Source organism: Desulfuromonas carbonis (assembly GCF_054658035.1).
On sequence record NZ_BAAHXR010000003.1, the window covers coordinates 1928217 to 1954239 of the forward strand.

Here is a 26023-nt window from a genome sequence, read left to right on the forward strand (position 1 = left end):
CTCCGCTCCCCCATTGGCCGGAAACGGCCGTTCATCCCGGCCCGGGGGCACGATTTCACCGGGAGGTGAATCGCGACCCGAGGGGCGGGTGGCTGCGGGTTAAAGGGAAAGCAATCGATGTGCCAATATTAATCAAAAGTTGGGTTCAATTCCCCGCAGCTTGCTGCGCGATTTTTACTAAGGGTGTAGGCTGTTGATACCCCGTAGCTTGCTGCGGGGTAGTTCATTGTATTTCGGCTCATTGCCTGGAAGGGCGTGCCAAAGGCGGGTCGGGCAGGTAACTCTGGGTGGGATAGGAGTAGTGGGACAGGGGAGGGGGCCCCGGCCTCATTCCTCGGTGGGCGGCTCTTCGCTCTTCTCTTCCTGCTTGCGCTTGGCCTTCTCTTCTTTTTTCGCCTTTTTGGCCAGTTCCTTCTGGCGTTTTTCAAAGTTGTAATTCGGTTTTCGCGCCATCTATTCCTCCTCGCGGGGTTTTCTCCCGCTATCGTTTCAGGGTTTGGATCACGCCAAGCAAAAGAGCCCCACGCATGACGCAGGGCTCCTTTGCAGGGCGAGGGTAAAACCCGGGCAGGTGCCATCCGCGTCATGCGGATGGCTGGTGCCTAGATTTTGTTGACATTGGCCGACTGCGGACCCTTCTGCCCTTGGGTGACATCAAAGCTCACCCGGTCTCCCTCGGCGAGGGATTTGAAACCATCACCCTGGATCTGGGAAAAATGTACGAATACGTCAGGACCATTGTCCTGCTCGATGAAACCAAAACCTTTTGCGTCGTTGAACCATTTCACGGTGCCTTCTGCCATCTTCTTTTCTCCATGTTCCCGGTAGGGAACGATTCTCGTCGTGCACTTCCTTCACCCGAAAACCAAAAAACACACAGCCCAAGGGGGACTGTGTGTTGATCCATCTTGACACCTTGTCAATGCGGCGGATGACGAAAAAACCTACACAACCTTAGCTTAAGTGAAGCAACCCTACCACGCTGGGCCGCAACTACGCAAGAACTAAATATTCGGCCAGAATCGGCTCCGTCTCCAGCCTGCGCCGGGAGTTGGTCGTTGACCGTGGTCCCCGAATCGGCGACACTACCAGCATGGGGCGGCAGACTGCGCCTTGGGGCGCGACAGGTCCCGATCTTTGCGGTAAATTAAGCAATACGTTTTCGGTTATGATGGTCGCCCGCCGTTGGGACGGGCCCCGGCCGGTAAAGGAGAGAACCTTGGACGAGAAGACCCTGCGCAAGGATTTTGAGGCGAGCATCACCGACCTTCCTCCCCTGGGCAACGACGTACACAGCCTGGTGGAGGACTTCCGACGTTACTATACCCACACCCTCGGCCGCGACCGGCACTGCCGCTCGGCTCATTACGCCTACCAGGCGCTGGTCCTGACCCTGCGGGAGCGGCTGCTGGAGAATTGGAAGAATACCCGCTACGGTTATGAGGCAGCCGATACCGGTCACGCCTACTATCTATCCCTCGAATTCCTGATGGGGCGCGCCCTCGGCAACGCCGCGCTCAACCTCGGGCTCGACGAGGTGGCAGAGTTGGCGGTGCGCTGCCTCGGCATGGACCTGGAGGAATTGGCCGAAATCGAGCAGGACGCCGGCCTCGGCAACGGTGGCCTCGGCCGGCTGGCGAGCTGTTTCCTCGATAGCTGCGCGACCCTGCAACTGCCGGTCACCGGTTACGGCCTGCGTTACGAATACGGCATGTTCCGCCAGTCGATCAGCGGTGGCGAGCAGGTCGAGGAGCCCGATCACTGGCTGCGCGCTGGCAACCCCTGGGAGCTGGAACGCCCCGAATATACCCAGCGGGTGCGGTTTGGCGGATACACCGAATGGCGCCACGACAATGGCGGCGGCAAGCGGGCCCGCTGGGTGGAGACGCGCGACGTGCTGGCGGTCCCTTACGACGTGCCGGTACCCGGGTACCGCAACGGAACCGTCAATACCCTGCGCCTCTGGAAAGCTTGTTCCACCGACGAATTCGACCTCGATGAATTTAATGCCGGGCTCTACCCTGAATCGGTGGCGGCGAAAAATTCGGCCGAGCTGATCACCCTCGTTCTCTACCCCAACGACGCCAGCGAGAGCGGCAAGGAGCTGCGCCTGCGCCAGCAATACTTTCTCGCCTCGGCGAGCCTGCAGGACGTGGTCGCGCGCTGGGTCGGCAACCACGGACGCGATTTCTCTGAGTTCGCAGCCAAGAACCGTTTCCAGCTCAACGACACCCATCCGAGCTGTGCCGTTCCCGAGTTGATGCGCCTACTGATGGATGTCCATCATTTCGGCTGGGACGAGGCCTGGCAGATCACCAGCAGCACCATGGCCTACACCAATCACACCCTCCTTCCCGAGGCGCTGGAACGCTGGCCGCTGCCGATCTTCGCCCGCCTGCTGCCGCGCCTGCTCGACATCATTCTCGAGATCAACGCTCGCTTCCTCGCCGAAGTCGCCCGCTGCTGGCCCGGCGACGTGGAACGCCAGCGGCGCATGTCGCTGATCGAGGAGGGAGAGGTGCCGCAGGTGCGCATGGCCTACCTCGCCATCGTCGGCAGCTTCTCCGTCAACGGTGTCGCCGCCCTCCATTCGCAGCTGCTGACCGAGGGGCTGTTTTGTGATTTCTTCGCCCTCTGGCCGGAGAAGTTCAACAACAAGACCAACGGTGTCACCCCCCGCCGCTGGCTGGCGCTCTGCAATCCCGAGCTTTCTGCCCTGATCACCGCCACCGTCGGTGAGGGCTGGGTGGCCGACCTCTCGCGCCTGTCCGGCCTTGCTCCCCATGCCGAAGAGGCCGAATTCCGGCGTCGCTGGCGGGAAGTGAAGCAGCAGAACAAGCGCCACCTGGCGCAGCTGGTGGCGCACGATTGCGGCGTCAGCTTTGATCCCGATGCGCTCTTCGACGTCCAGGTCAAACGCATCCACGAGTACAAGCGGCAGCTCCTCAACGTCCTCCATGTCATTCACCTCTACGACCGCCTCAAACGGGGGGACGACGCCGACTGGACGCCGCGCTGCATCCTGATCGGCGGCAAGGCGGCCCCCGGTTACGTTATGGCCAAGCTGATCATCCGTCTGGTCAACAACGTCGCCGCCGTGATCAATGCCGACCCGGTCACCGCCGGCCGCCTGCGTCTCGCTTTTCTCCCCAACTACCGGGTGACGGCGATGGAGGCGATCGCCCCCGGCACCGATCTCTCGGAGCAGATTTCGACCGCCGGCAAGGAAGCCTCCGGGACCGGCAACATGAAGTTCATGATGAACGGGGCGCTGACCATCGGCACCCTGGACGGCGCCAATATCGAGATCCGCGAGGAGGCGGGGGCGGAGAACTTCTTCCTCTTCGGCCTCTCCGCCGCCGAGGTCGAGGCGCTGCGCCCCCATTACGATCCGACGGCGATCATCGCCGCCGACGAGGACCTGCGCCGGGTCATGCAGCTGCTTGAATGGGGCCATTTCAACCAGTTCCACCCCGGGCTTTTCGACCCGATCCTGCGGGCGATCACCAGCCCCAATGACCAGTGGCTGACCGCGGCCGATTTTCGCAGCTACGTCGACGCCCAGCAGCGGGTCGCCGTCGCTTACCGGGACGCGGAGCAGTGGACCCGCATGAGCATCCTCAACACCGCCTCCAGCGGCCACTTCTCCACCGACCGCACCATCGCCGAGTACAACCGGGATATCTGGAAGCTGCAACCGGTGGCGCCGGTGGCGTGAGGGAGGGCGGAGCATGGCGGTTCGCAGTGGGCGCGGGGCAACCGCATCGGCAGGATCCGGATCCTGGCGGGAGAACGGAGCGCAACGATGACCGGGCGTGAAGCGGACCATCCCGCCGAAGAGGGGGTCGAAATTCCCTACCAGCGGCTCAACCCCGAGACCCTGCGCAGCCTGATCCAGGAATTCGTGAGCCGGGACGGTGCCGATTGGGGGGAGGTGGGCGGCGCGCTGGAGGAGAAGGTCGCGCAGGTGCTGCAGCAGCTGCGCCTCGGCAAGATCCGGGTTGTCTTTGATCTCACCACCCAGACGGCGAATATCGTCGTCCCCGGGACCGCGGGGCGGCGCCGGTCATGAGCCGTGACGGCTACTGGTTCGAGGCGACCCTGGCCCGCCAGGTCCTTGCCGCCCTCGCGCGGGGGGAGGCGGAGGTGGAGCTCTCCCTCGATCTCAATCGCAGCCGGAGCCGGTTGCGCCTCGTCGATGACGGCCTGGTTCTCGATTCGGGTCGGCGCCTGGAGCGGGCCGACCTGGAGGAGATTGCCGGCAGGGAGGCGCGGATCTTCTATCTTGGCGACGGGGAGGGGCTCGAAATTCTCGAATCCCGGGAGGATGGCTATTGCAAGCTGGTGCCGACGGCCCAGGCCCCGCTGCTGGAGATCAGCGGAGTGAAGATGCACATCTCGCAAGGGACCACCCCCGACGCCAGTGCCGGGGCCATGGCCGCCGCGGTGGTGCGGCGCGGCGACCGGGTGCTCGACACCTGCGGCGGGCTTGGCTATGCCGCCATCGCGGCGTTGGAACTCGGTGCGCGGGAGGTCGTTTCGGTGGAGAAGAGCGCAGCCGTCAGCGCCCTGCGCCGTAAAAACCCCTGGTCGCAGCAGCTGGACGATCCGGGCATTTGCCTGGTGGCGGGAGATATCGAGGCCTATATCCGGGAGCTGGCGACGGAATCATTTGATAGCGTCATCCATGATCCGCCCCGTTTCTCCCTGGCCGGCGAACTCTACGGCGAGCGTTTCTACCGCGAGCTGCACCGGGTTTTGACCCGGCGCGGTCGCCTCTTCCACTACACCGGCAATCCGCAGCTGCTGAGGCGCGGCTCCGGCTTTGTCGAGGATGCCATGCGCCGGCTGCGCTCCGCCGGTTTTCGCAACCTGGTCAAGGTCGATGCGTTGATGGGGGTCCGGGCCGCGAAATAAATCCCGCCCCAGGCCGGCCATCGCCGCTACTACTTGACGGCTTTGCCGGTCTCGGGCCACTCCGGGTCGACAACCTTGACCCGGCCAAGGAAGCCGTAGCTGACCAGGGTCAGGCGGATCGTATCCTTGACCGTGGAGGCGATGAAGAAGTTCGAGTAATCGAGCTGGGCCAGGGCCTGCTCGGTCGCTTCGCCTTCCGGGAGCTGGCAGACTTCGACAATCGCCTGCTGGTGCGCTTCGAAGCCGGGATTGGTGTAGTAGCCGTAGCCGATGGCGGCCACCAGAATCAGTCCGATCAGTTTCTTCATACCTTACCTCCCTGCCTACCCGTCATTGCCATTCCTCTCTCCCTTCTTTCCGATCAGTCCCGTTCGGCGAGCCAGATCGCATGCAGGTCCCCCTGCTTGTCATGTTCATGCACCCGCGTCTGCTGCACCCTGAAGCCGACCTTGCGCAGCCGCTCCATGAAGTTGCGCGAGGGACCGGCCGACCAGACGGCGAGGATCCCCTGCGGCCGCAGGGCACCGTAGCTTGCCGTCAGACCGTCGGTGCTGTAGAGCCAGTCGTTCTTGCGACGGGTGAACCCCTCGGGACCGTTGTCGACATCGAGCAGGATTGCATCAAAGGCGCGGCGTTCGGCCTTGAGGATGCGGGCGACATCCCCCTCCCGCACCCGGGTGCGCGGGTCGCGCAGCGGGTGGCCGGCGAACTCGCCGAGGGGCCCCCGGTTCCAGGCCACCACCGCCGGTACCAGCTCGGCCACGACCACCTCGGCGTCCGGCCCGAGATGATGCAGCGCCGCGGCAAGGGTAAAGCCCATGCCAAGGCCGCCGACCAGGACCCTCGCCCCGGGACGGGCGGCGATGCGCCGGCAGGCCACCGCCGCCAGCGCATCCTCCGAATCGTGGGCCCAGGTGCTCATCAGGGCGCCGCCGCCGGCGACACTGATCGAATATTCTTCCTCGCGCTTGTAGAGCAGCAACTCCCCTTCGTGTCCGGGGATCGGCGCGCTGTCGATCAGTTTCCAGTCATCCATGGAGCAGCCTTCGCAGGGTAGCGGGCCGATGGCGGCCGTTGCAGAAGTTAAACTGGCAATCCGTGGTCGCTGCACCACTGGCGCAGCAGCTGTTCGAGCTGGGCTGTCGCGAAAATCTCCCAGAGGTCAAGCAGTCCCTTGCGGCGCAGCAGCTCCTTGAGGTTGCGAAAAGCCCCGGGCCGGCCGAAGAGCGCTTCGATCCGGGTCCGTTCCCCCGGGCAGTGACGGTCGACGAACTCCAGCACCAGCGGCTTGCCGGGGTCGAGGTCGCGGCGGTGGGGGATGGCGAGATAGTCGGCATCGTCGCCGCTGCCGGGCGGGGCCTCGTCATAGCCCGCCTTCAGCGAGGCGAGGTAGACCTTGCCGGTGGGGCGGTGGACCAGGGCCCGGCGCTCTCCGGGCGGGGCGTCGCTGACAAAGTGGAAGGCATCGTCGATACTGTCGAAGGCCATGGCGGCTCCGCGGGACGGGCGAAAAGAAAACTGCCGGAAGGAATTTAGCACACCTCGCCCGCTGTCGATAGCGGCAATCGCCGGTTAGCCCCGCTGACGCTAGTCGCCGGGAATCAGGACCAGGTCGAAGTGACCTTCGCCACTGCCGGGGCGCGGGTAGTGCTGGGTGATCAGTTCGCTGAAGCCGGGGGCGGTGACGAGCAGGTGGATGTGGGGCGGCCGGCTGCCGTAGCGGCCGGGGAAATGGCTCTGGAAGAAATAGTTCCCGTTCGTGCGGGAGAAGAGGGTCGCCCGCCAGCGGTCGTCGTAGCGCCCGTCCGGTCCGGTCAGCCAGACCTCGATTCGGGCGCCGGCGATCGGCGCGCAATCCTGTGCCGACCTGACCTGGCCGAAAAGAAGATAACCCTGACCGATGGCATTGCGCACCGGCGCTTCCGGCCGGTAGAAGGGACCCTCGGCGTCGGGTGGGGTAGGGGTGCACCTTAAGGCCGGACCGGCAGCTTCGCCGCTGACGGCCAGGGCGAGCAGAAGCAGGATGCAGGGGACGATTCTCGGCATCATATCCTTGGCCGGGGGAGCGTAGGCCTATCTCTTCTTCTCGGCCTTTTTGACCTTCTTGTCGGCCTTCTTCTCTTTCTGGGTTTTGGCCGGCTCCTTTTTCGCCTCTTTTTTACTGTCCTGGCCTTTGCTCATGCTCTTTTCTCCCTGGTGCGCGCGAGGAAAAAATCCGATCTGAAAAAAGTCCAATTCTGCCATCTGCCGGAAGGAGAAAATATGCCGGTGTGCCGACCCCGCAGTGCCTCAGCTGTCGCTGGTCATGATGAAGAGGGGCTGGCGCAGGAAGGAATCGTACTTCGGTCGCAGCCGGTCGACGCTGTAATATTTGGCGACGTCGACCACCTTCTTCTGGCCGGTGACGATGGTGATCGGCACCGTGTCGTAGCTGCCATTGTGAATACTCACCAGCCGCCCCGAGGTGCCGGCGAGGACCAGGTCGAGGGCCATGTTGCCGAAAGCCATCGGCACGATCGAGTCGAGGGCGTCGGGATCGCCGCTGCGGACCAGGTAGCCGAGGCGCTGGTTGAGGACGTTGATGCGCCGGCCGTTGTTGTATTTGGGCGAGAGCTCCTTGAGCAGGACCGAAACCTGGTCGCCGATGCCACCGAGCTTGCGGTGACCGTACTGGTCGACCTCCTCCCCTTCGAAACTCATCCCCTGCTGGTGGCGCATCTTCGCCCCTTCCGAGACCAGCACCACCGAGTACTTGCTCGGGTGGCGGTTGCGGTCCTCGGTGAGGAGTTCGGCAAGTTTTTCGATGTCGAAATCGTGCTCGGGGATGATGCAGCGGTCGGCCGCCCCGGCCATGGTCGGCAGCAGGGCGCTGAAGCCGGCGTAACGGCCGAAGACCTCGATCACCAGGTAGCGTTCATGGCTGCCGGCCGAGGTGCGCAGGCGGTGGGTCAACTCGATGGTGCGGGTGACGCAGGTCGAGAAGCCGATGCAGTAGTCGGTGCCGGGGACGTCATTGTCCATCGTCTTGGGGATGGCGACCACCTTGACCCCCTCCTCGTGGAGACGCTGGGCATAGCTGAGGGTATCGTCGCCGCCGATCGGGATCAGAAAGTCGAGGCCGAGAAACTCGATCTGCTTCAAAACGTCAGGGGTGACATCGTTGATGTCGGCGGCGTACCTGTCGCGCAGGTGCGCGGGGAGGTTGGCTTTGGGGAGGTGGCTCGGCCGGGTGCGCGAGGTGTGCAGGAAGGTGCCGCCGGTGCGCCCGGCGCGGTTGACGATATCCTGGGTCAGTTCCTGCACGCAGGCGCTGTTGTCGGCGTGTGGGTCGGGGACCAGTTCCACCAGCCCCGCCCAGCCGCGGCGGATGCCGAGGACCCGGTAGCCTTCGCGCAGGGCGCGGATGGTGATGGCGCGGATCGCCGGGTTGAGGCCGGGGACGTCGCCGCCGCCGGTCAGGATGCCGATGGTTCCCTTGCTGGCCATGAGCGTTCTCCTGGGGGTCGGGAAAAGAGGGATTGTGCTCTTGCCACGATGTTACCGGAAGGGGGGCAAATTACCAGCGGCGCAGTGCACCAGGGCCCGCCCCTGCCGTCACTTTATTCGGAGCCGGTCGAGGCTCCAGGAGCCGCCTCCGGCGGCCGCCAGGTAGAGGAAGACGAAGCAGTAGAAGACCGCCAGTTCTCCCTGGTTGGCGAGAGGCCAGAACCCCTTGCCGGCATGGACCATGAAATAGGCGAAGGCCATCTGCCCCGAGAGGATGAAGGCGGTCCAGCGGGTGAAGAGCCCGACGAGCAGCAGCAGGCCGCCGCCGAGTTCGAGCACACCGGCCAGGCCGATCAGCGAAAAGAGTTCAGGGGGCGGACCGGGCATGGCGACAGGAAGGTTGAAGAGTTTCTGCCCGCCGTGCTGGAGGAAGAGAAAACCGACGATAGCACGCATGACGCTTAACAGCGGTGGTGCCCAGGATGCCGGGAAAGCGGAATCTCGCATGGGAATCTCCCTGGTTGGGGTGGAACCGGTTTTACTCATTATAACCGGTTCTGCACGCTTTGGTTACGCCCCCGGCAGCTTCTGTCGCTAATCGGTGGTAGGCGATTGTATCCTCTAAAAAAAAGACCCCGCTGGCAGGCCCTTGCCCGGCGCGGGGTCTTGGAACAGGGAGCGGCTACTGCTCCCGAGAGGAGATTGATGCACATCACCTTCGCATATTGCAACCAGTGAGGCAATCGCGAGCGCGCCGCCCGTCCTGCAGCAAAGCTGGAACGGGAGCTGGCGGCGGAAGTCAGGTTCCGGAGTCGGCGGCCCGCTGGTAGAAGAAGTCGAGGAGCAGGTCGGCATCGCGGGGCGAGAGGTCGAACTTGAAGATCGCCTCCTGGACCAGGGATCGCCAGGGGAGGTCGGGCTGGTCCTGCAGCCGTTCCGAAATCCAGCGGATGGCGCGCCGCAGCTCTTCACCCTTGGGCAGCAGTTCGTTCATGGAGATTACCTTTTGACCAGCAGGAAGAGGCCGACGGCGGCACTGACCGCCCCGCCGATGTAGCGGTACATCACCTCGTTGGGCATGGCGCCGGTCAGTTTGACCGAGACCTGGGAGGCGAGGGAACCTGAAATCTGGTGTCCCCAGTAGGCGAGACCGATGCCGATCACCAGCAGGGCGAGGCCGAGCGCTTTGGAAACCGTTCCCGAACTTGCAGCCATGGCAGAAAATCCTTTCTGAAACGCCCGCCCCTGTATGAGACGCCGGCGACCCGTAGACTAGTGTCCATCCGGAACCTCCAGATGGGCACGGCGTGGTTTCCGAGTCGGAAACGAGGAATTTTTCGTTGTGGCAAGGAAATCGAGGACTTGCGCGGAGGCGTACACCGGTACGCCGCACAAGCAAGGCCGAAGATTGAAGCCACCACGGCGGAAAAGAGCCGTTTCCGGACGGAAACTAGACTATACAGGAAAAATCCCAGCGGTGGCAGTCGTTGTTGCATCCCGGTAAGCGGCCTCCCGCCACGCGGCGCCGCTCCTCGCAGCTAGAAGCTGAAGCTCTCCCCCGGCGTCAGGACCGCCACCTTGGTGTCCGTTTCGGCTTCGACCCGGGCTTTCCAGGCCGCCGCGTCCTGGTGCAGCAGCTCGAAGGTGTTGTAGTGGATTGGAATCACCGTCTTCGGCTGCAGCAGCTTCACCGCCCGCAGGGCGTCGTCGGGACCCATGGTGTAGTTGTCGCCGATGGGGATCACCGCCACCTCCAGGCCCTCCTCGCCAATCAGCCGCATGTCGCCGAACAGCCCAGTGTCCTGGGCGGTGTAGATCTTCTTGCCGTCGTTGGTGGTCAGCAAAAAGCCGGCCGGGTTGCCGCCGTAGGAGCCGTCGGGGAGCATCGAGCCGTGCAGGGCGAGGGTCAGCTTGAGGTAGCCGAAGGGATGGCGGTGGCCGCCGCCGAGGTGCTGGCCGTGGAGCTTCTCCAGCCCCTGCCGGCCGAGCCAGGTGACGATCTCGTGGTTGGCGATCACCAGGGTGCCAGTGCGCCGGGCGATGGCGATGGCATCGCCGATATGGTCGCCGTGGCCGTGGCTGACCAGGATGAAATCGGGCGAGACCTCGTCCGCCGTGGTCGAGGCGGCCGGGTTGCCGCTGAAAAAGGGGTCGATGATCAGTTGGTGGCCACCGGTTTCGAGGCCGAGGGTGGCGTGGCCGTACCAGGTCAGTTTGTTCATGGACCTCCTCCTTGGCTGCGGAGAGTGGGGGCGGGCCTCAGCCGGTCTCTTCGAAGCGGCAGCTGAGATCTTCGTCGGCCAGCAGGCCCGAGCAGACCGGGCAGACCCGCTCGCCATTATCTTCACGCTCCAACAGTTCGTCTTCCTGCCAGAGTTCTCCACATTCGGTACAGGGTGCTTCTTGCATGGCATCCTCCTTTTCTGGTTGCCTATATTTTACCACGGGCGGGCGGGACCGGTTGCCGCTGCCTTGCCAACCCCCGTCGGCCGTGGTTGAGTTAAATATAGGTCCGCTGTTGTGCCATACCGGCACCGCCGGCCGGAAAGGAGTACATCATGTCGACACTTCTCATTACTGGAGCCAACCGCGGCATCGGCCTGGAGCTGGTCAAGGTCTTCGCCGGCAAGGGGTGGCGGGTGCTTGCCTGCTGCCGGCGCCCGGAGGTGGCCACGGAGCTGCAATCCCTGGCCGCCGCCGCATCCGGGGTCACGATCCACCGCCTCGAGGTGACCGACGGCGGGCAGATCGCCGCCCTGGCCACGGAGCTCGCCGGCACGCCGATCGATATCCTGCTCAACAACGCCGGGATCAAGGGGCCAAAGCAGCAGGGCTTCGGCCAGAGCGACGAGGAGGGCTGGCTCGAGACCTTCCGGGTCAATACCATTGCCCCGATGCGCCTGACCGAGGCTCTGGTTGAGCAGGTCGCCGCCAGCGAGCGGCGCATCGTCGCTACCCTCGGCACCGTCATGGGGAGCATTGCGGAGAATAGCAGCGGCGGATACTACGCCTACCGCACCTCGAAGGCAGCGGTGCATATGCTGATGAAGGGACTTGCCATCGACCTGGCGGCACGGGGCATTCTCACCGTCTCCCTTCATCCCGGCTGGGTACGCACCAGCATGGGTGGGAAATCCGCCCCGGTGGCGCCGGCCGAAAGTGCCGCCGGGCTAGCAGAGGTGCTCCTCGGCCTGACCCCGGAACAGAGCGGCGGACTTTACGACTTCGAGGGGAAAGAGCGTCCCTGGTGACCTTTGCCCGGCGCCTCACCCCTGCTGGTGGAACCAGGTCAGCACCGCCTCGACCGGCTGCGCGCCGGCGAGCTGGGCAATTGCCTTGCCGCCGCGTCGCTTCGGTGACTCAGCGGATGAAGTGCATGTAGGCCTTTTTCTCCTGCGGGGGCGGCGTCACCGCCCCCTTGCCGTGTTTGACCAGCTGCAGCAGCCACGCCATGTTCTTGCCGAGCACCCGCATGATCTGCACCCCTTCCTCGTCCTGGGCCACCTCCCCCGGCATGCGGCCGTGGATCACGTTCCAGTAGTTGGAGGTGGGGATCAGCATCTCCGAATACATCAGGAAATTGTTGAGCTGCTCCCAGGCCGGGATACCGCCGGAGCGGCGCACCGCGACGACCGCGGCGCCGACCTTGTGGCGGAAGAGGCCGCCGTTCATGCCGGCGACGTAGAAGGCGCGGTCGAGGAAGGACTTCATCGCCCCCGACATGGCGGCGTAGTGGACCGGCGAGCCGAGGAGGACGCCGTCGGCCGCCTTGATCTGCTGAATCCAGGTGTTGACCTCGTCGCCGGGGAGGACGCACTTCTCGTCCTTGTTCTTGGCGCACATGCCGCAGGCAATGCAGCCGCGGATCACCTGGTCGCCGACGGTGACGACCTCGGTCGCGATCCCGGCCGCCTCCAGCTCCGCCGTGACCATGTTCAAGGCCTGGCGGGTGTTTCCTTCCTTGCGTGGACTGCCGTTGAATGCGACGACTTTCATGCTTCAATCTCAGGTGGGTCGAATTCCCCGAAGCTTGCTTCGATGAAAGCGATCAATCTAAACTTTTGATACCCCGTAGCTTGCTGCGGGGAGATTCATTCCTCCCTGTCGGTTCGAGCCGGGTTTGTGGCATTGTCGTGATGAAATATCATCCGTGCAGGTAAAGAGTAGCGGCCATTCTAGGGGGAATGGTCGCTGGGATCAACCACGAAGGCGCCCCCAACGAAATGATGACGCTGCAGCTCACCCGCCATGCCTGCCACCTCGGTTTCGTCCGGCCCGGAACCGGCGGGCGCTACTGGTCCGAGGAGCGGGCGGGAGGGAAGGATAAGAAAGGCGGCCAATCGGCCGCCTTTCTTATCGGATGTGACCCCGTTGGGGTTCTGACCCCTTTAGGCCTCCGGCGAGTCGAGGGGGCGGACACAGTCCGCTCCCTCGTTCCCCGGTTTGTTCACATAGGTCGAGACCGGGAAGCAGGCGAGCACCCCTGCGGCGGCGGGCCGCAGCAGGGGGAGGAGGTCTGCTCCCTGCTGGCGGGGGTCAAGCCAGGCGCCAAATTCTTCCGGTTCGAGGATCGCCGGCATCCGCTGGTGGAGCGCTGCCATCAGCGCATTCGCCGCGGTGGTGATGATGGTGCAGGACTCCAGCACCACGCCCGGGGTTGCCGGGTTCTCCCAGCGCTCCCACAGGCCGGCCAGGGCGAGGGGCGCGTGGTCCTGGCGAAAGAGGTAATAGGGTTGCCGCGTCTTGGCACCCTGCTGCCACTCGTAGAAGCCGCTCGCCGGGATGATGCAGCGCCGTTTGTGGAAGGGCTCGCGGAAGGAGGGTTTTTCTGTCAGCGTCTCGGCCCGTGCGTTAATCATCCGGTAGCCGATCTTCACGTCCTTCGCCCAGTGCGGTACCAGCCCCCAGTGCAGCAAGAACAATTCTCTTTGGTCTTCATTCTGGCGGATGGCGGGGATCTTCTGGGAGGGGGCGATGTTGTAGCGGTTCTCAAAGTCCAGCCATTTGGTGAGCTGGAAATAGTCGACCAGATCCGGGATCGGGAGATGGTTGGAGAGGCGGCCGCACATAGGAGGATTTTAGCAGATGCGGCGGGAGTTGGTTGCTGGGGGATAGCAGGGGATGGAAAAAGGGGCAGGCTACTTTTCAAAAAAGTAGCCTGCCCCTTTTTGTTGTCGCGACTTGAGCCTATTAGTGCTGAATATTGCTTTCCTCTACCTTAAATGATCCGCGGCTGATCTGGACGGGGGTGGCGCTGGTTTCCATATCGACCATGCGAAAATTGAAGGTGCCGGAAATCGCCGACCCGGTTTTTCCGGTTACGGACAGTTCGCCGTGGGTGTAATGCCCCAGAGAGCTATACAGAGTACCGTTACCGGAAGAATACGGGGGATAGTAACTGTTAACGATAAAGCACGGTTCATCACCAGGCGTACCACTTTGGTTACCGAATAAATCCGCGCACCCACGGATAGTCGCTGTAGAGCCGAGATTGTATCGGAAAATCCGGATATCGATTGTGGTGGAGACGGGATAAAGGGGGTCACATGTGTAGGCCGAATTCGGCATGTTTTGATTGATCGTCGCATTTAGGCTGCACATGCTGCTGTCCTGCACGTCAACGGCCATGTAGAGCTGAATATCTCCAACACCATACTGAGATGTAACAGGGGACATCTGCATATCACCAAAACCAATCGGAATAATCATGAATGAGGAAACAAAATCGTTATCATCATGGAAATAATAACTGCTGGACGGGCTCGCGAAGGCGAAGTAATTCCCATTCCAACTGTTCCGGTTGATTTTTACCCCTTTTACCGTGGCGTTCGCTTCAGTGACCAGGTCTTGCGGGGGCGGTTCAATCGCAGGCTCGGTAACCGTTATCGCAACGGATGAGGTTGAGGATGCGCCGGTTCTCGGGTCGGTGGCTTTAAGGCTGATTGCGTACACACCTGGCGTGGTAAACGTGTAACTGTATGAGCTGCTCCCCTTTACGGGGGTTGTGCCGCTCACAGTCCATTCAAACTCATATGGATCCTGAGAGGGAGCGGTTGGATTGGTTGCGGTGGCAGACACCGTCAGGGGAGCCGGACCGGTGGTCGGATTGGCAACAAAGGCCGCGTCTGTGGGTGGTATGGTGACGGTGAACGTCTTGGTCGCGCTGGCAAGAAGCCAGTTTGAGCTCACATTTTTAAATACTTTATGGATAACCGTATAAGTTCCTGGATGATTAAGGTTTCTACTCAGACTGGCATGCATTCCACCACCGAAAACAATCGGGTCGATGTACGTATAAACATCTTTCGGCGGAAAATAAAACCACTCTGAATATCCAGGAAGGGTGCCGTCAGGGTTGACGAAAGTCGCCTGGAAATTGATCTCTCCTGGCCAGGAGATAGAATCGGCAGACATGCTGAATTCGGCAATACTGCCTTGGGCAACGATCATTCCTTTTGAATCAACCGTGTTGAGCTTTGGAGTAATTTCGTCCGTGAAGGGAGCCGGGGTTTGGGGCTGGGTCGGATGCGTCAGCAACGGCTCGGGCACTTCAGTGCTATCTTCGGGAGTCGCTTGCCTTGTCGAGTTAAACAGGCCGGTTTTGTCAGCGAGGTATTCCTGGACCTTACCCAAGTCGAGAGGAGAAGCGAGCCAGGTCAAGGCTCCCGCTGAGGGATCCGGATTCGATTTGAAGTTTTCAATTTCGGTAGCCAGCTTGAGGGAAACGAGATTGGCAACGGGGACTTTTTTTAACCGGCCTAGTGATTGCTGAATCCCAGCGATGAGCCCATCAATATCGCTCGCGATGGCGGAAGCAACCAGTGGTGCCTCCAGTGCCAGTGCCACTTCCTTCCCTTCATAAACGGCGGTCGCGTTCAGGATCTCTCCTGTCGCCCTCGAAAACTCCATCACAATACCACCGCTCGGGAAAGAAAAGACGTTGGCCAGGGTTGCACTGCCATCGTCGAACACCATCATTTCGACTTTTTGGGGAGCGTCTGTGCAGACGATCTTGAAATCGAAGGGGCCATCGACCGGGGCTCCCGCTATTCCAGTCGGGTGGTCGATGGTGCAGTGTTGGCCAATCGGATGTTCATAGATGGCCACCGCATACTCGTCGCCACCAAAATACTTGGAGGAGAACATAAAGCTGTCATTAAAGGTAAAGATTTTCCTTACATCTCCCTGGCTGTTCTGAACACTCAAAGTGCCATTGTGCCCTTCCACCGTACCCCCAACAAAATATTGAACAGAGGGATCCGGATTCCCCGTGCCGCTATCACCTCCGCCACCGCCACAGGCACTAAGAAAGTTGATGGAAATTAACACTAATAGCCAAATTAAAAAATTTTTCTTCATATATATCATCTCCGTTTTTGAACTTCAGTAAACGAAACACCCCTGAGGAAGCTGCGCGTTGTTGATCAGGTTGAAAATATGGTTGAAAATAAGCTCCGCTCTGGTCGTGTTGGAATAAGGACCAAAATGATTTTTGTAGATCAGATTATCGCCTGAGCGATCAAACTGCGCATTTAGCATAAAAAAACCTGATTAGGTCCGATTCTCAGCTTGATGCGGATCGCCCCTACAAGAGCCCAAGCCGTAGCGATGAATTGAACAATGGGGCCCCTACATATTGGATGCCCAAGCGCTCTCGCCCCTCAGCTGAGAATTAGGGCTAATCAGGTAAAAAAATGTTCTCTGGCGTTGATGATGTAAATGCTGATGTTACACAAACACCACCATTCAGACTCGATAGATCACTGAAATTTAATCAAAAGTTGGGTTCAATTCCCCGCAGCTTGCTGCGCGATTTTTACTAAGGGTGTAGGCTGTTGATACCCCGTAGCTTGCTGCGGGGTAGTTCATCCGCTAAATAATTTTTATTACTGCCAAACGCCACCATTCAGATTACATGAAGATGACAATTCTGCATCTAAGATGGGATAACCGGTGCTTGGATAATAAAAACGTGTCGTCAGCCCTGAAGTAGTGGTCGTACATGAACCAAAAAAATTACCATTGCAAACCGCGCTTGAATAAGTTCCGCTCTGCGCATTACAGCTCGCTTGAAATACAGCTGTATCTACCCCGGTGCCTGACATTTCGAAGCAGGTGGGAAAGGAACCGGACGATATGGTACAACTGCCCAAGGTAACCGGTGCCGTGCCCGTGGCCGGAATCGTTTTCGTTACAGTCGTGGCCGCATTTTCATTGTCATAGACTGTTAACTTGATTTCTGCACTTTCCCACGGAAATTTTTCGACCCTCAGCAGTCGATCGACATTTTCCGTAGGCTGTACCACACCGTCAAGCGTGTACTCCCAGGTGAACTGATAGCCGCTAAGTTCGGGAAATGTGTATGGGATCGCGTGGCTCACCGGGGGGCCGGCATTGAAATCGGTCGTCGTCAGATAATTCTCGGTCACGTAACCGTCCGAGTCAGAACCAGCACCATAAAAGACCAGAACATCCTTCACGCCGGGCGTTCCCGCAACGTTTGGAATCTGGTATGCCGGCCCGATGTGTGCGGTTGGTGGGTAGTTCAGCGCATCGTCAATGGACATGACAATAAACCCGGCACAAGTCGGTGACTCTTTCCAGAAAATTTCAGCCTTATACGTTTCAACCTTGATGGATAAATCAACAGGACTGATCGCGGCATTTTCAGGAACACTTTGCATGCGGGTGTAGAGGCCATTTGTATAGGTTGCCGTGAAACTTTCTGTCTCACCGGTGGTGCGCGTTGCTACACCCGAGAGGGTGGTTTCACCCCCGGAATTCTTTCCCACCGCCAGCGTCGCACCTGTATAGGCCACGCATTGATTGCTCTGGCTGTAGCGTGGATCGATCAGAATACTGTGAAAGGTCGCTTCGGGCATATCGGCCACGACGCTATCCAGACTCCCGGCCATATGGCTTTTTGCCGCGGCGCTGTCCTTTAAAGATAAGGACGCATCGAAGGCGCCCAGCGCCGATATTAATGAGGATTCCTGCGCGAAGTCGAGAGCTTGATCAAAATTTGCAATGCCACTTCCCAGGGTGATGCCATTGGTTGGATCAGAGTCAAGATCGAGGGTTTGCAGAAGCCGGGCGAGGTTGACAACTCGTTTATCTTCAAGTGAAGCACCGAGAAACAGATCGACGGGAGTCACCACCGACCGCGCCAGGGTCTGGCCGAGGCGGGTTTTGCCGAGGAAGAATTCTATAAATTCACCTTTTTTATAAGTAAATTCTCCACTGCTGTTCGTGTTGCCACTCTGGCTGGGGGTCCGGTAGGTTAGACCGTCTACCGGTGAATCAATGAAACTGCCAACCATCGTACTTGACGGCGCAGCGGCCGGTGCATTATCTCCGCCGCCTCCGCCACCTCCGCCACAAGCGACTGCAAGAATGGTCAACGATAGTAACACTGGTATTTTCAGCAAACAATTCATGAGCTACCTCCTGTGAATTCCAAATTGAGATTGTAAAAACCGGCGATATCACGTTGAAAAAAGGGCAGACCAAATGAATGGCCTGCCCTTACCTTTGTGATGAAACTATCAGGGTGCAGTCAACCAGCCCGGGGGTGTGGTGTTGATGTACCAGAAATCTGTCCAGCTATCGACACCGTCGGTTCCTGCAATTTCATAGAGGTTGGCACTATGTACGTTGACGATCGACCAGGTCGTGAGCGACGGATTGCCGATATCGAGAGTGCCATTCTGCTGCAAGAACAGAGCCTCAGACAACGGCCCTTCTGAGCTGACGTAAGTGCCATTTGCGTCGAAATAATCACCGATATAGGAAATCGCATACCCACTCGTACTGTTTCCGCTCAGGGTGAAATTTTCCTGCGTCGTGCCAGGATAGCCCGGAGAACTTGAATCGCTGGGATAGCTGATAGAAATCTTTCCGCCGCCGGCAATGAACTCATCGAGCAGCGCAGTTGTGAATTCGAGCGAAGGAGATGCCGCAGCGGAAACGCGTAAAGAATAATTCGCGGTTTGATCAGCAGGACCATTGAGTAAAATATAGTAATTCTGACTGGCCTGCGCCGTGAATGTCACGCTATCAACAGTTCCGGGCCCATTATTAGACATCCCAACGCGCAGTGCAGCGGCTTCATTTGTTGTGTCATCAAGATTAAAATGTTGATACATCTTTGTCAGGCTGTCGAATACGAAAAGATCGGGGTCATCAGTCGGTGAAGAGGGTGTTAAGGTTACGGTATATTGTGTGCCGCCAATCGCAGCAAATACATACTCATGCCCGAAGTCATTGACAATAGATCCAGTGACAGTTTGACCAACCTGAAGTGTTGTCGGAGTTGTAGGAGTCGATCCTCCCCCCGAATCGGTCGTACCGATGTAGGTTCTTAAAAACGAGCGGTTTTGCGCATCCATCGAGTAGACCCGCAGTTCTGTGTGGTAAGGAGCATTCGCCGGGTTCAAGGAAGAGGTATCGATCGTCAAGGTTTTGCTGGTACCCGACAGCCCTTCTTCCCAAACGTCAACCCAGGTCGATCCGTCATTCACCGTCACCGCAATTTCGTCGATGTGCTGCCCGGCCGGAATCGACCAGGCCACATTAAGATTACCGCCGGCAGTGGTCAGCGCGTTGAAGGCATCAAGAGTAGCCTGGGTCGCGCTGGGATAGGAAGCGGTTGCAGCATTGGAAATCGGCAGTGCCATGACCGGCGTCGCATAGGTGGCCACGGCCGTGCCGCTCACCGCCGGGGTGGCCGTGTCGAGAGGAGCGGTGAACAGCTCGAACTGCACCAGATCGCCCACCTGGAACAGTGCCGGGTCAATCTGATCTGCCCCGCTGCCAAAGGCCATGAAATCATCCGAATAGTCATTGTCAAAAATGCGCAGTTCTCCTGCGGCACCCCAGGCGGGTACCCCCATGTAGATCACCGCTCCCGGTACCGCCACACCCTCGCGCACCAGGGTCACTTTGGCTGAAGCTATCGGGCTGCCGCCGGTACCATTATTGGTAAAATTTTTGTCGTCAAGCCCCAGATTGATGCCGCAGGTCTTATAGTTGACGCCATTTTCCGTTCTGTAGTCACAAATAAAACCCATGTAGCGATCGACGATTTCCTGGTTCCCGCGCAGTTCCCAATTCGCCCCGTTTTTAGCGAGTTGCCAGGTTTCGGGTTCCAATATGGTCACTCCGGCAAAGGTCACATTAAAAGTGACGGATGCCGTGCCGGCCTGCTCATCGAGGCCATTGATAACGACATGGCTGAAAGAGAGGCCAACCAGAGAAGGATCGGTCGTCAGTTCGGTAATAAACTGATCCGCCCCCTGATCGTTTTGGAGAAAGTCCGCTGCAAGAAAGGGACTCAACTGGCTGCTGCTGGGAAGGCCGCCAACAAACAGGGCGGAAAAGCTGTCAAATTTGGAATATATTGCCTGCTGGCTGGTTTGTACTGCACCCAGATCGGAAATCACGGGCAATACTTCGGTATTGTCCGTCGTGCTTTCAAGGTTGTCGGTAATCGAGGTATTGTCGATCAGGTTAGTGATGGTTGCCTGAATTGTCGCCGGATCGGTTTCGATTCTGACCAGATCCAGGGCCGCGTCCAGCGCGGTATGGTCAGCACTGAATGCGGTATGCAGTAGATCGACGGCAGCATCGACTCCAAGAGAGGTGAGAACGTTCTGCAGTTTGGCTTGCAGCGCCGTTTCCTGGGCCTCAACTTCAGCGCTGGTCAGGCCGCTGAAATCCCCGTTGTCAAACAGGGTCTCTGCCAGTTGCCCGGCAGCGTTGGCCACAATCAGGTCGGTAAAGGGAGTGATGTTGACTGTCGCCCCAACATCCTCGGCAACGGCATAAGAGTGCAATTTATAGGTGCGGCCACCAACGGTTCCTTCCGCCCGCAGAACATAGGGAGCTGTCATCCCGGACACATCCACCGAATAATTGCCGTTGGCTTCAATCACTGCCGACTTTGACTTAACTGGGGTACTGCTGTCCTTGACCGTGACCTGGCCGATAATTGCCGCACCCGCAGCCGCCGTTCCGCTAAGGGTTGTCACTTGCGGTGAGCTGGATGACCCCCCACCACATCCGGCCAGAACCAGGCCGACCAATACCATCAGGGCTAATAGACTTCGCATTTGGTTTTTCCTCATTGAATTGATTACTTCGCTTATGGACATAAGCCCCCCTCGGGGCTGCTCTATTCGTTTCGAGTTAGGCAGGCCAGCACGATGCCGAAACGACGCCGAGGCGGGCAACATTACCCAGGTTGAAAAATGTGATGAACGGCTCGCCAGGGACCACCCTAACCAGCCATCTGGCGAGGAGTCGATAATATTGGGAAGCAGTCGGCAGTGGGCATTCCATACCAACGGATCATTTGGCAGGGAGTAATCGAGGTTAAATTGGCATAGAAATCAACAAATAGAATCACTCATATGAGTGATTCTAGGGGGGGGGAGTAAAAAATGATCTCATGTTGAGGGGGTATGGCAATTGTCCACCCTGACTGCGGTCAGGGGAAGACCAGGATGGAAAAAGGGACAGGCTGCTTTTGAAAAAGTAGCCTGTCCCTTTGCTGTTTCGTCAAACCTAAAGCGTAAGATCTTCCACCGTCCCACCGGGTCCATTCTGTTTAACAGAAGCGATCCCCGCTTCCATTGCTGCGGTGGATGAGTACATCTGGCTCTGTCCGATGATCTGTTGATTCTTGGCCTTCAACACAAAATACGGCTGGTTGTTCTTCGATTCTTTTCGCTCGTAGTTGTCATCCGCGGCCGCATTCTTCTGAATCGACTCGATGCCGTTCTGGGCACTCGCCTTGGTCTTGTACATCTCGCTGGTCAGGATCACCTGGCCGTTGACGGCTTTGAGGTTGAAGTAAAAGTGGTCGTCTTTCGCTCTTTCGATGACAAATTTCCCGGACATATTGCCTCCCATCGGGGTGAGTGGTTATGGAGCTGTTCCAGGCAGGGGTCTCGAATTGATTCCCAAATTGAGAGGGTATGTAGCGCAATGACTGTGCCGGAATGGAAATGTGCCGGGACCATAGGTGCAACATGCTGATTGTTCTTGGTAAAGCCAGAAAACAGGGGGAAGTGAAGGGGGGGCACGGCGCCAGGCTTTCACTATCATATTTGGCAGAACTGCGCCATGCGAAGGGATTGGGCAAAAAGGCGGGGCTGCTTTCCAGAAAAGCAGCCCCGCCGCAAAAGGGGCGCCAGAAACCGCTCCTGCAACGGGAGCGTGCCGTACTTGACGAGGGGCAGCGCCGTGGCCAGAGAGACGGTGTAGGGGCAGTAGAGGCCGGGCAAATTCGGGGACAGTATATGCATTACCCTGTCTTCGGTTTCGGCCCCCGTTTTTGTGGCCGCAGTATCCGCGCCAGTTCCGTCTCCACGCGATCGACAAAAGCAGCGCCTCCCAGCGGGCGACCGCTGCGCTCGTGCCTCTTGAGCAGGTTGAGTTCCTCCTCGTCGGTCAGGGTCAGAAACTCCCGCCAGTTGCCGACCATCTTCGACAGGGACGAGTTCTTGACCAGCGGATCGTCCGCATTTCTCAGATGGGCACGGGCGCTACTCCAGGGGTAGTCCTCGGGGTGTTGCACCAGTCCCGCCGCCACCGGGTTCATCTCGACATAACGGGTTGCGGCGAAGAGATGGGTCAGGTCCATGGGGAAGGAGGCAAAGCGTTCCTGCCAGAGGTGGCCGCGCCAGCCTTCACGAAAGTTGATGCGGCGGGTGTAGCGGCGGTGGGCCTCGCCGATGGCGCGCGCCAGGGAGTTTTCGCTGGCGGGGACGGCGATCAGGTGGACGTGGTTCGGCATCAGGCACCAGGCCCAGATCTCGACCCCGCACTTGTTGCACCACTCGGCCATCAGGGCGATATAGGCCCGGTAGTCGTCGTCGCAGAAGAAGGTCTGCTGGCGACGATTACCCCGTTGGGTAACGTGATGGGGGATGCCGGGGGCTATGACGCGGGCGATACGGGCCATTGGGGGAAGATAGCAGAGAGAGAGTGTGGGGGCAATTAAATATACTGTCCCCGGAATTCACCGGAATTCGGACTGCATACTGTCCCCGGAATTCCGAATTCCGGGATTCCACAAAAGAAAACCCCGCTTTATGAAAAGCGGGGTTTTCAGTGACCTGACCCGCGGGGGAACCCCGCGGGTTTCTCTTCAGAATGTTCTTACCAATGAATCTGCCCGTGGTCATTCACGAGGCATTGCCTCGCCTACGGGAGGATGGTAGTGGGCTCGGACGAACTGGCCTCGTAAGTCGTCGTCGAGATCAACCCGGTCGAATCCCAGATGTAGCTCGTGGTATACAGTTTGTTGGTTGGTGTCCCAGTTGGGATTGTGGCCCCGTGCACGACATAGAGCGCGGTTTTTGGTTGCAGGATGACGTTCGAGCTCATGGTAATCACCTGCTTGCCCAGTACCGTGGTTTGCGTGTAGTCGGTGCCCTCCGTCAGCAATACGGCGGTGGGGCTCGACGCATCCGAAAGAACAAGGCCCGTAACGGGATCCCGAACCGGCACAGTGTCGAGATAGACCTGCGACGAGACGACCTGGAAGACTCCGGGAATGCCGAGAACGGTCGGGCTGGTGAGACCGAAGCTGTAGGTCAGCACGTTGTTTTTCACTCCCTCGTTGGAGAGCGACTCGACATAGAGTGTCGAGGAGAATGTAACATTGGATCCCACCGAGACCGGATCATTGAGGTCGATGAGCTGAGTCTGCAGGGCCACGAAGGCCGGAACGGCAACACAAGCCTCGACCGGCGTCGGGGAGGCGGCGTTGGTGCTCGTGACGCTCGCTGTGTTGCAGTAGGTGCCGCTGGCAGCGCTAGGCGGAATTTGGCTTACGATGGTGAAGGTGATACTCCCGCCCGCCGGAATTTCAACGGTGCCAGACCTGATGATGTTGTCTGCCAGCGCGCCGGCAACACCGTTCAAACTCGAACTTACATAAATGGCCCGGACGTTGGCAATGGAGTTGAGACCGAGCAGGTCGCCGACGACGACACCCGTTGCAGCGGCGGTGCCGGTATTGTTCACCACTATCGTCGAGATATAACTGGCCCCAGGATTGACGTTGGCCGGAGTGTTAGTTTTCGCGATGGTGAGGTTGGGTGTTGCCACGGTCAGACAAGCGCTGCTGCTGCCTACGCCAATGGTCCCGCTGATAACTGAGTTGATGGTGGCGGTGTCGCAGTATTCCGCATCAACCGAGGCCGCAACCGTGTAGAGATAGGTCGCGGTGGCACCGGCGGCGAGCGTGGCGATGGTGTCGTCGAAGCCGCCGTTGACATTCGGCGTACCCGCCGAAAAGCCACTGGTCGTATAGTTGGCGAGAAGGCCGGTGGTGGGTGCTGCCCCATTGAACGCGTCACTGATATTGACAGTCGAGGCGGCACCGTTGCCGTTGTTGATCACCTGCACGCGCAGCGTGGCAGGCACATTTTTGGCCACGGTCACAGACTTGCCCAGGCTTGTATTGTCGGTTGCACTGACGATGAAGTCTTTGACGATCGACACATTCGACTCAAGAGCGGTGAAGCATGCCTGCGCGTTGAGGTCGCCTGCGTCGACCGTGACGGTTTCGCCGCTACTGTTCAAGTACGAGGCGATATGGGCATTGTTGCAGAAGACGCCGGCAGCGGTGACGGTGGCCTCGGGGGTGTAAGTCACAGTCGCGCTGCTCCCTCCCTGCAAGGACGGGATAGTGAAAGTGAAACCATCGAGGCCCGCATCCTGGGTGCTGCCCGCGGGAAGCGGGGCACCGAGGGTGTAATTTGCTCCGATGCCTGATGCTAGGGTGTCGTCGAGGACGATGTTCGTGGCCTCACCTTCGCCAACATTCGAGACCGTGATGGTCCAGGTGTCGGTGGCCGTGCCGCCGACGAGATTCACGATTGGCGACGAAACGGTTTTGGTGATCTGGAGTTTCGGTTGGGGCGCGAAATTTTTGAACAGAATCTGCTTTCCAATCTCTTCCCCGTTGATGGTGGCCACGGCCACAAGACGGCCCGATGCCAGCTTGTCCGGTGAGAAGAGCGTGACCCAGGTGAACCCATCGACATTGGGAGTGCCAATTCCCGTCAGGTTAAAAAGCGGGTATTGGGTCGCAATAAGAGGGAAGCGCTCGTTCATGAGCCTGGCGTTATTGGTCCGCGTATCCGCTTGGTCATCGAAGACCCCGTAACCGAGCGCGAGTCGGTTGTCATCGGAGGTGCCGAACTGGATACTATTGATTCTTCCGGTCCACAACTGGTCGATCTCCCAGCGTACGTCCGCGCCGATCACCGGGCGGACAACCCCCTCGGCGTCGGTGAACCCGACCCACGCGCCGGCAAGGTTCTGGGTGTAGCTTGGCGCAGTGTCCGTCTGTTCGATGAGCAAGGGTGCGCCGGGATCGGTGGCAAGTGTGTTGGCCTCCATCGCGGTGGTGGAAATCCCCCCGGTCTGATTCTGGACCCAAGCGTAAAACGAGAACGCACCTGATTGTACATCACTGGGGCTGAGCGGAATGAGGTCCTGACCAACGCGATACACTGCCTGGGGCGCCTCGGAAATGATTTGCGTCGCACTGAGGACCAACGAAATGACCGAAGTATCACCAACGACGACGTTGATGGAACGGTTTGCACCGACAAACCCAGGCGCGGTTGCAGTTGCTGTGTACTGACCCGGCGCCAACGAGGGTAAGAATTGGTTGCCGGTGAAGGTCTGCGCGAAAGCCGCCGGTCCCGTTACAACCACCGTGGCCGAAGCCGGAGTGACATTGACATTGAGGGAACCGGTTGTAGGCGTTTTTCGAAGGTCTAATGAAACGCTTGAGGTCTGGGCGGCAACGACGTTGATTGAACCGTCCACGCCGTCGAAACCGGTTGCGGTCGCCGTCATTGTGTAAACGCCTGGCACCAAATCAGTCAAAAGTTGGTTGCCGGTGAAGGTTTGTGTGAAAGCCTCCGGTCCCGTCACAACCACCGTGGCCGTAGCCGGACTCACGTTGACATTGAGGGAACCGGTCGTCGCAGTCGGGAGATTTTGGATGACCGTCTTATCATCTCCCGAACACCCTGCCAGCACCGTAATGCACATGAGTGCCACAAATAGTCCCCAGATTCTTTGGCTTAGGTGTGAATAGCCTAGCATTTGCGATGATCTCTTCATTTGTTTCCTCCGTCGTTAAGTTTCGAAATTTTGTAATTCCGTTCAATTCGGTGCAGTGCTCGTGCGTTCATCTTTTCCTGTTGGTTCCTCCTTTCCGGGGATTCGCCGGTACTCGATTAAGGGGGTGTCGACGAGCAGGCTTCCAATGCGGCGATCATTTATCACGAAGGATGAACAGAACGACTCGTGTTTTTGAGTCCTGGTTAGCATCACCAGCCCCCTGCGGGTGGCACCAATGATCTCATCCAAATCGTTTTGCCTGACATGTCCCGTTGCAGCATCGGCCGGCTAGCCCACCATTTGGTCCTGCCCTGTGTGATTTGAATTCGGTAGCGGGCCGCGACTGAGCGATACTTGTTTCCGCTTGGGCCCGATTGTCCCCTTCTGGCAGGGGCTGACCGGAAGCAGGATCGCCTTGACCACATAGTTCGTAGGGTCACCCCTTCTCCGAACCATGGAACAGGACTGC

The 26023-nt window shown here is 59.3% G+C and carries 24 protein-coding genes; 4 read left to right on the plus strand and 20 right to left on the minus strand.

The window, feature by feature from the left end:
* Positions 1-327 precede the first annotated feature (327 nt).
* On the minus strand, positions 328-453 hold the full coding sequence (locus tag ACYQ8E_RS15645) for a hypothetical protein (protein ID WP_257722364.1): 126 nt from the start codon (positions 451-453) through the stop codon (positions 328-330).
* A gap of 149 nt (positions 454-602) precedes the next feature.
* Positions 603-803 (minus strand): cold-shock protein, encoded by a 201-nt coding sequence (locus ACYQ8E_RS15650; RefSeq protein WP_066724738.1) that lies wholly within the window; start codon positions 801-803, stop codon positions 603-605.
* 416 nt (positions 804-1219) lie between these two features.
* On the opposite strand from ACYQ8E_RS15650, the gene ACYQ8E_RS15655 reads away from it, so the two are divergent.
* From ACYQ8E_RS15655 to ACYQ8E_RS15665, 3 genes are all read left to right on the plus strand, one after another.
* On the plus strand, positions 1220-3718 hold the full coding sequence (locus ACYQ8E_RS15655) for a glycogen/starch/alpha-glucan phosphorylase (protein WP_066724741.1): 2499 nt from the start codon (positions 1220-1222) through the stop codon (positions 3716-3718).
* A gap of 87 nt (positions 3719-3805) precedes the next feature.
* Positions 3806-4072: a YheU family protein gene (locus ACYQ8E_RS15660; RefSeq protein WP_066724743.1), complete on the plus strand. Its 267-nt coding sequence runs from the start codon at positions 3806-3808 to the stop codon at positions 4070-4072.
* A complete protein-coding gene (locus tag ACYQ8E_RS15665) occupies positions 4069-4917 on the plus strand; it encodes a class I SAM-dependent methyltransferase (protein ID WP_066724744.1) in 849 nt (282 codons plus the stop codon). Before ACYQ8E_RS15660 ends, ACYQ8E_RS15665 begins: the two co-directional genes overlap by 4 nt.
* A 29-nt stretch (positions 4918-4946) precedes the next feature.
* On the opposite strand, the gene ACYQ8E_RS15670 is transcribed toward ACYQ8E_RS15665, so the two are convergent.
* The 10 genes from ACYQ8E_RS15670 to ACYQ8E_RS15715 all read right to left on the minus strand — a co-directional run bounded on the left by ACYQ8E_RS15670 (position 4947) and on the right by ACYQ8E_RS15715 (position 10812).
* Positions 4947-5225: a hypothetical protein gene (locus tag ACYQ8E_RS15670; protein ID WP_066724746.1), complete on the minus strand. Its 279-nt coding sequence runs from the start codon at positions 5223-5225 to the stop codon at positions 4947-4949.
* Positions 5226-5278: 53 nt separating this feature from the next.
* Positions 5279-5953: a spermidine synthase gene (locus ACYQ8E_RS15675; RefSeq protein WP_066724749.1), complete on the minus strand. Its 675-nt coding sequence runs from the start codon at positions 5951-5953 to the stop codon at positions 5279-5281.
* 47 nt (positions 5954-6000) lie between these two features.
* Entirely contained in the window at positions 6001-6405 is a 405-nt protein-coding gene (locus ACYQ8E_RS15680) for a hypothetical protein (protein ID WP_066724752.1), read from the minus strand.
* A gap of 99 nt (positions 6406-6504) precedes the next feature.
* Positions 6505-6963, minus strand: a complete 459-nt coding sequence (locus tag ACYQ8E_RS15685; RefSeq protein ID WP_066724754.1) for a hypothetical protein — start codon at positions 6961-6963, stop codon at positions 6505-6507.
* Positions 6964-7206: 243 nt separating this feature from the next.
* Entirely contained in the window at positions 7207-8403 is a 1197-nt protein-coding gene (locus ACYQ8E_RS15690; RefSeq protein WP_066724757.1) for a 6-phosphofructokinase, read from the minus strand.
* A 108-nt stretch (positions 8404-8511) separates the two neighbouring features.
* Positions 8512-8910: a DoxX family protein gene (locus ACYQ8E_RS15695; protein WP_066724759.1), complete on the minus strand. Its 399-nt coding sequence runs from the start codon at positions 8908-8910 to the stop codon at positions 8512-8514.
* 292 nt (positions 8911-9202) lie between these two features.
* Positions 9203-9397: a hypothetical protein gene (locus tag ACYQ8E_RS15700; protein WP_066724761.1), complete on the minus strand. Its 195-nt coding sequence runs from the start codon at positions 9395-9397 to the stop codon at positions 9203-9205.
* Positions 9398-9402: 5 nt separating this feature from the next.
* Positions 9403-9618, minus strand: a complete 216-nt coding sequence (locus ACYQ8E_RS15705; RefSeq protein WP_066724763.1) for a DUF3185 family protein — start codon at positions 9616-9618, stop codon at positions 9403-9405.
* A 323-nt stretch (positions 9619-9941) separates the two neighbouring features.
* Entirely contained in the window at positions 9942-10625 is a 684-nt protein-coding gene (locus ACYQ8E_RS15710; RefSeq protein ID WP_066724766.1) for a metal-dependent hydrolase, read from the minus strand.
* Between the two features lie 37 nt (positions 10626-10662).
* Positions 10663-10812, minus strand: a complete 150-nt coding sequence (locus ACYQ8E_RS15715; protein WP_157471753.1) for a hypothetical protein — start codon at positions 10810-10812, stop codon at positions 10663-10665.
* Between the two features lie 149 nt (positions 10813-10961).
* Here ACYQ8E_RS15715 and ACYQ8E_RS15720 point away from each other — a divergent pair, with 149 nt between their 5' ends.
* Positions 10962-11654 (plus strand): SDR family oxidoreductase, encoded by a 693-nt coding sequence (locus tag ACYQ8E_RS15720; RefSeq protein ID WP_066724769.1) that lies wholly within the window; start codon positions 10962-10964, stop codon positions 11652-11654.
* Between the two features lie 109 nt (positions 11655-11763).
* Here the strand turns inward: ACYQ8E_RS15720 and ACYQ8E_RS15725 are convergent, their stop codons facing one another.
* The 8 genes from ACYQ8E_RS15725 to ACYQ8E_RS15760 all read right to left on the minus strand — a co-directional run bounded on the left by ACYQ8E_RS15725 (position 11764) and on the right by ACYQ8E_RS15760 (position 25554).
* The gene (locus ACYQ8E_RS15725) at positions 11764-12399 is read right to left on the minus strand and encodes a flavodoxin family protein (protein ID WP_066724772.1); all 636 of its coding nucleotides are present in this window, start codon (positions 12397-12399) and stop codon (positions 11764-11766) included.
* A 392-nt stretch (positions 12400-12791) separates the two neighbouring features.
* Positions 12792-13472, minus strand: coding sequence for an SOS response-associated peptidase (locus ACYQ8E_RS15730; RefSeq protein ID WP_066724775.1), 681 nt, complete (start codon positions 13470-13472; stop codon positions 12792-12794).
* 121 nt (positions 13473-13593) lie between these two features.
* Positions 13594-15762 carry a PKD domain-containing protein gene (locus ACYQ8E_RS15735; RefSeq protein ID WP_066724785.1) on the minus strand — a complete coding sequence of 723 codons (2169 nt, stop codon included), beginning with the start codon at positions 15760-15762 and terminating at the stop codon, positions 13594-13596.
* Between the two features lie 527 nt (positions 15763-16289).
* Complete coding sequence (locus ACYQ8E_RS15740) at positions 16290-17840, minus strand: hypothetical protein (RefSeq protein ID WP_157471758.1); 1551 nt, start codon at positions 17838-17840, stop codon at positions 16290-16292.
* Between the two features lie 108 nt (positions 17841-17948).
* Positions 17949-20513: a hypothetical protein gene (locus ACYQ8E_RS15745; protein ID WP_066724791.1), complete on the minus strand. Its 2565-nt coding sequence runs from the start codon at positions 20511-20513 to the stop codon at positions 17949-17951.
* Positions 20514-20967: 454 nt separating this feature from the next.
* Entirely contained in the window at positions 20968-21303 is a 336-nt protein-coding gene (locus tag ACYQ8E_RS15750) for a YegP family protein (protein WP_066724793.1), read from the minus strand.
* Between the two features lie 406 nt (positions 21304-21709).
* The gene (locus ACYQ8E_RS15755; protein ID WP_066724799.1) at positions 21710-22369 is read right to left on the minus strand and encodes a transposase; all 660 of its coding nucleotides are present in this window, start codon (positions 22367-22369) and stop codon (positions 21710-21712) included.
* Positions 22370-22611: 242 nt separating this feature from the next.
* Positions 22612-25554 (minus strand): hypothetical protein, encoded by a 2943-nt coding sequence (locus ACYQ8E_RS15760; protein ID WP_459861396.1) that lies wholly within the window; start codon positions 25552-25554, stop codon positions 22612-22614.
* Positions 25555-26023: the final 469 nt, after the last annotated feature.

Coding starts and splice junctions, on each gene's coding strand:
- ACYQ8E_RS15665 (WP_066724744.1), top strand. CDS start 4,069: ATGAGCCGTGACGGCTACTGGTTCGAGGCGACCCTGGCCCGCCAGGTC.
- ACYQ8E_RS15685 (WP_066724754.1), bottom strand. CDS start 6,963: ATGCCGAGAATCGTCCCCTGCATCCTGCTTCTGCTCGCCCTGGCCGTC.
- ACYQ8E_RS15705 (WP_066724763.1), bottom strand. CDS start 9,618: ATGGCTGCAAGTTCGGGAACGGTTTCCAAAGCGCTCGGCCTCGCCCTG.
- ACYQ8E_RS15725 (WP_066724772.1), bottom strand. CDS start 12,399: ATGAAAGTCGTCGCATTCAACGGCAGTCCACGCAAGGAAGGAAACACC.
- ACYQ8E_RS15690 (WP_066724757.1), bottom strand. CDS start 8,403: ATGGCCAGCAAGGGAACCATCGGCATCCTGACCGGCGGCGGCGACGTC.
- ACYQ8E_RS15755 (WP_066724799.1), bottom strand. CDS start 22,369: ATGGCCCGTATCGCCCGCGTCATAGCCCCCGGCATCCCCCATCACGTT.
- ACYQ8E_RS15740 (WP_157471758.1), bottom strand. CDS start 17,840: ATGAATTGTTTGCTGAAAATACCAGTGTTACTATCGTTGACCATTCTT.
- ACYQ8E_RS15695 (WP_066724759.1), bottom strand. CDS start 8,910: ATGCGAGATTCCGCTTTCCCGGCATCCTGGGCACCACCGCTGTTAAGC.
- ACYQ8E_RS15735 (WP_066724785.1), bottom strand. CDS start 15,762: ATGAAGAAAAATTTTTTAATTTGGCTATTAGTGTTAATTTCCATCAAC.
- ACYQ8E_RS15660 (WP_066724743.1), top strand. CDS start 3,806: ATGACCGGGCGTGAAGCGGACCATCCCGCCGAAGAGGGGGTCGAAATT.
- ACYQ8E_RS15710 (WP_066724766.1), bottom strand. CDS start 10,625: ATGAACAAACTGACCTGGTACGGCCACGCCACCCTCGGCCTCGAAACC.
- ACYQ8E_RS15715 (WP_157471753.1), bottom strand. CDS start 10,812: ATGCAAGAAGCACCCTGTACCGAATGTGGAGAACTCTGGCAGGAAGAC.
- ACYQ8E_RS15670 (WP_066724746.1), bottom strand. CDS start 5,225: ATGAAGAAACTGATCGGACTGATTCTGGTGGCCGCCATCGGCTACGGC.
- ACYQ8E_RS15700 (WP_066724761.1), bottom strand. CDS start 9,397: ATGAACGAACTGCTGCCCAAGGGTGAAGAGCTGCGGCGCGCCATCCGC.
- ACYQ8E_RS15680 (WP_066724752.1), bottom strand. CDS start 6,405: ATGGCCTTCGACAGTATCGACGATGCCTTCCACTTTGTCAGCGACGCC.
- ACYQ8E_RS15750 (WP_066724793.1), bottom strand. CDS start 21,303: ATGTCCGGGAAATTTGTCATCGAAAGAGCGAAAGACGACCACTTTTAC.
- ACYQ8E_RS15760 (WP_459861396.1), bottom strand. CDS start 25,554: ATGAAGAGATCATCGCAAATGCTAGGCTATTCACACCTAAGCCAAAGA.
- ACYQ8E_RS15745 (WP_066724791.1), bottom strand. CDS start 20,513: ATGCGAAGTCTATTAGCCCTGATGGTATTGGTCGGCCTGGTTCTGGCC.
- ACYQ8E_RS15730 (WP_066724775.1), bottom strand. CDS start 13,472: ATGTGCGGCCGCCTCTCCAACCATCTCCCGATCCCGGATCTGGTCGAC.
- ACYQ8E_RS15645 (WP_257722364.1), bottom strand. CDS start 453: ATGGCGCGAAAACCGAATTACAACTTTGAAAAACGCCAGAAGGAACTG.
- ACYQ8E_RS15720 (WP_066724769.1), top strand. CDS start 10,962: ATGTCGACACTTCTCATTACTGGAGCCAACCGCGGCATCGGCCTGGAG.
- ACYQ8E_RS15650 (WP_066724738.1), bottom strand. CDS start 803: ATGGCAGAAGGCACCGTGAAATGGTTCAACGACGCAAAAGGTTTTGGT.
- ACYQ8E_RS15675 (WP_066724749.1), bottom strand. CDS start 5,953: ATGGATGACTGGAAACTGATCGACAGCGCGCCGATCCCCGGACACGAA.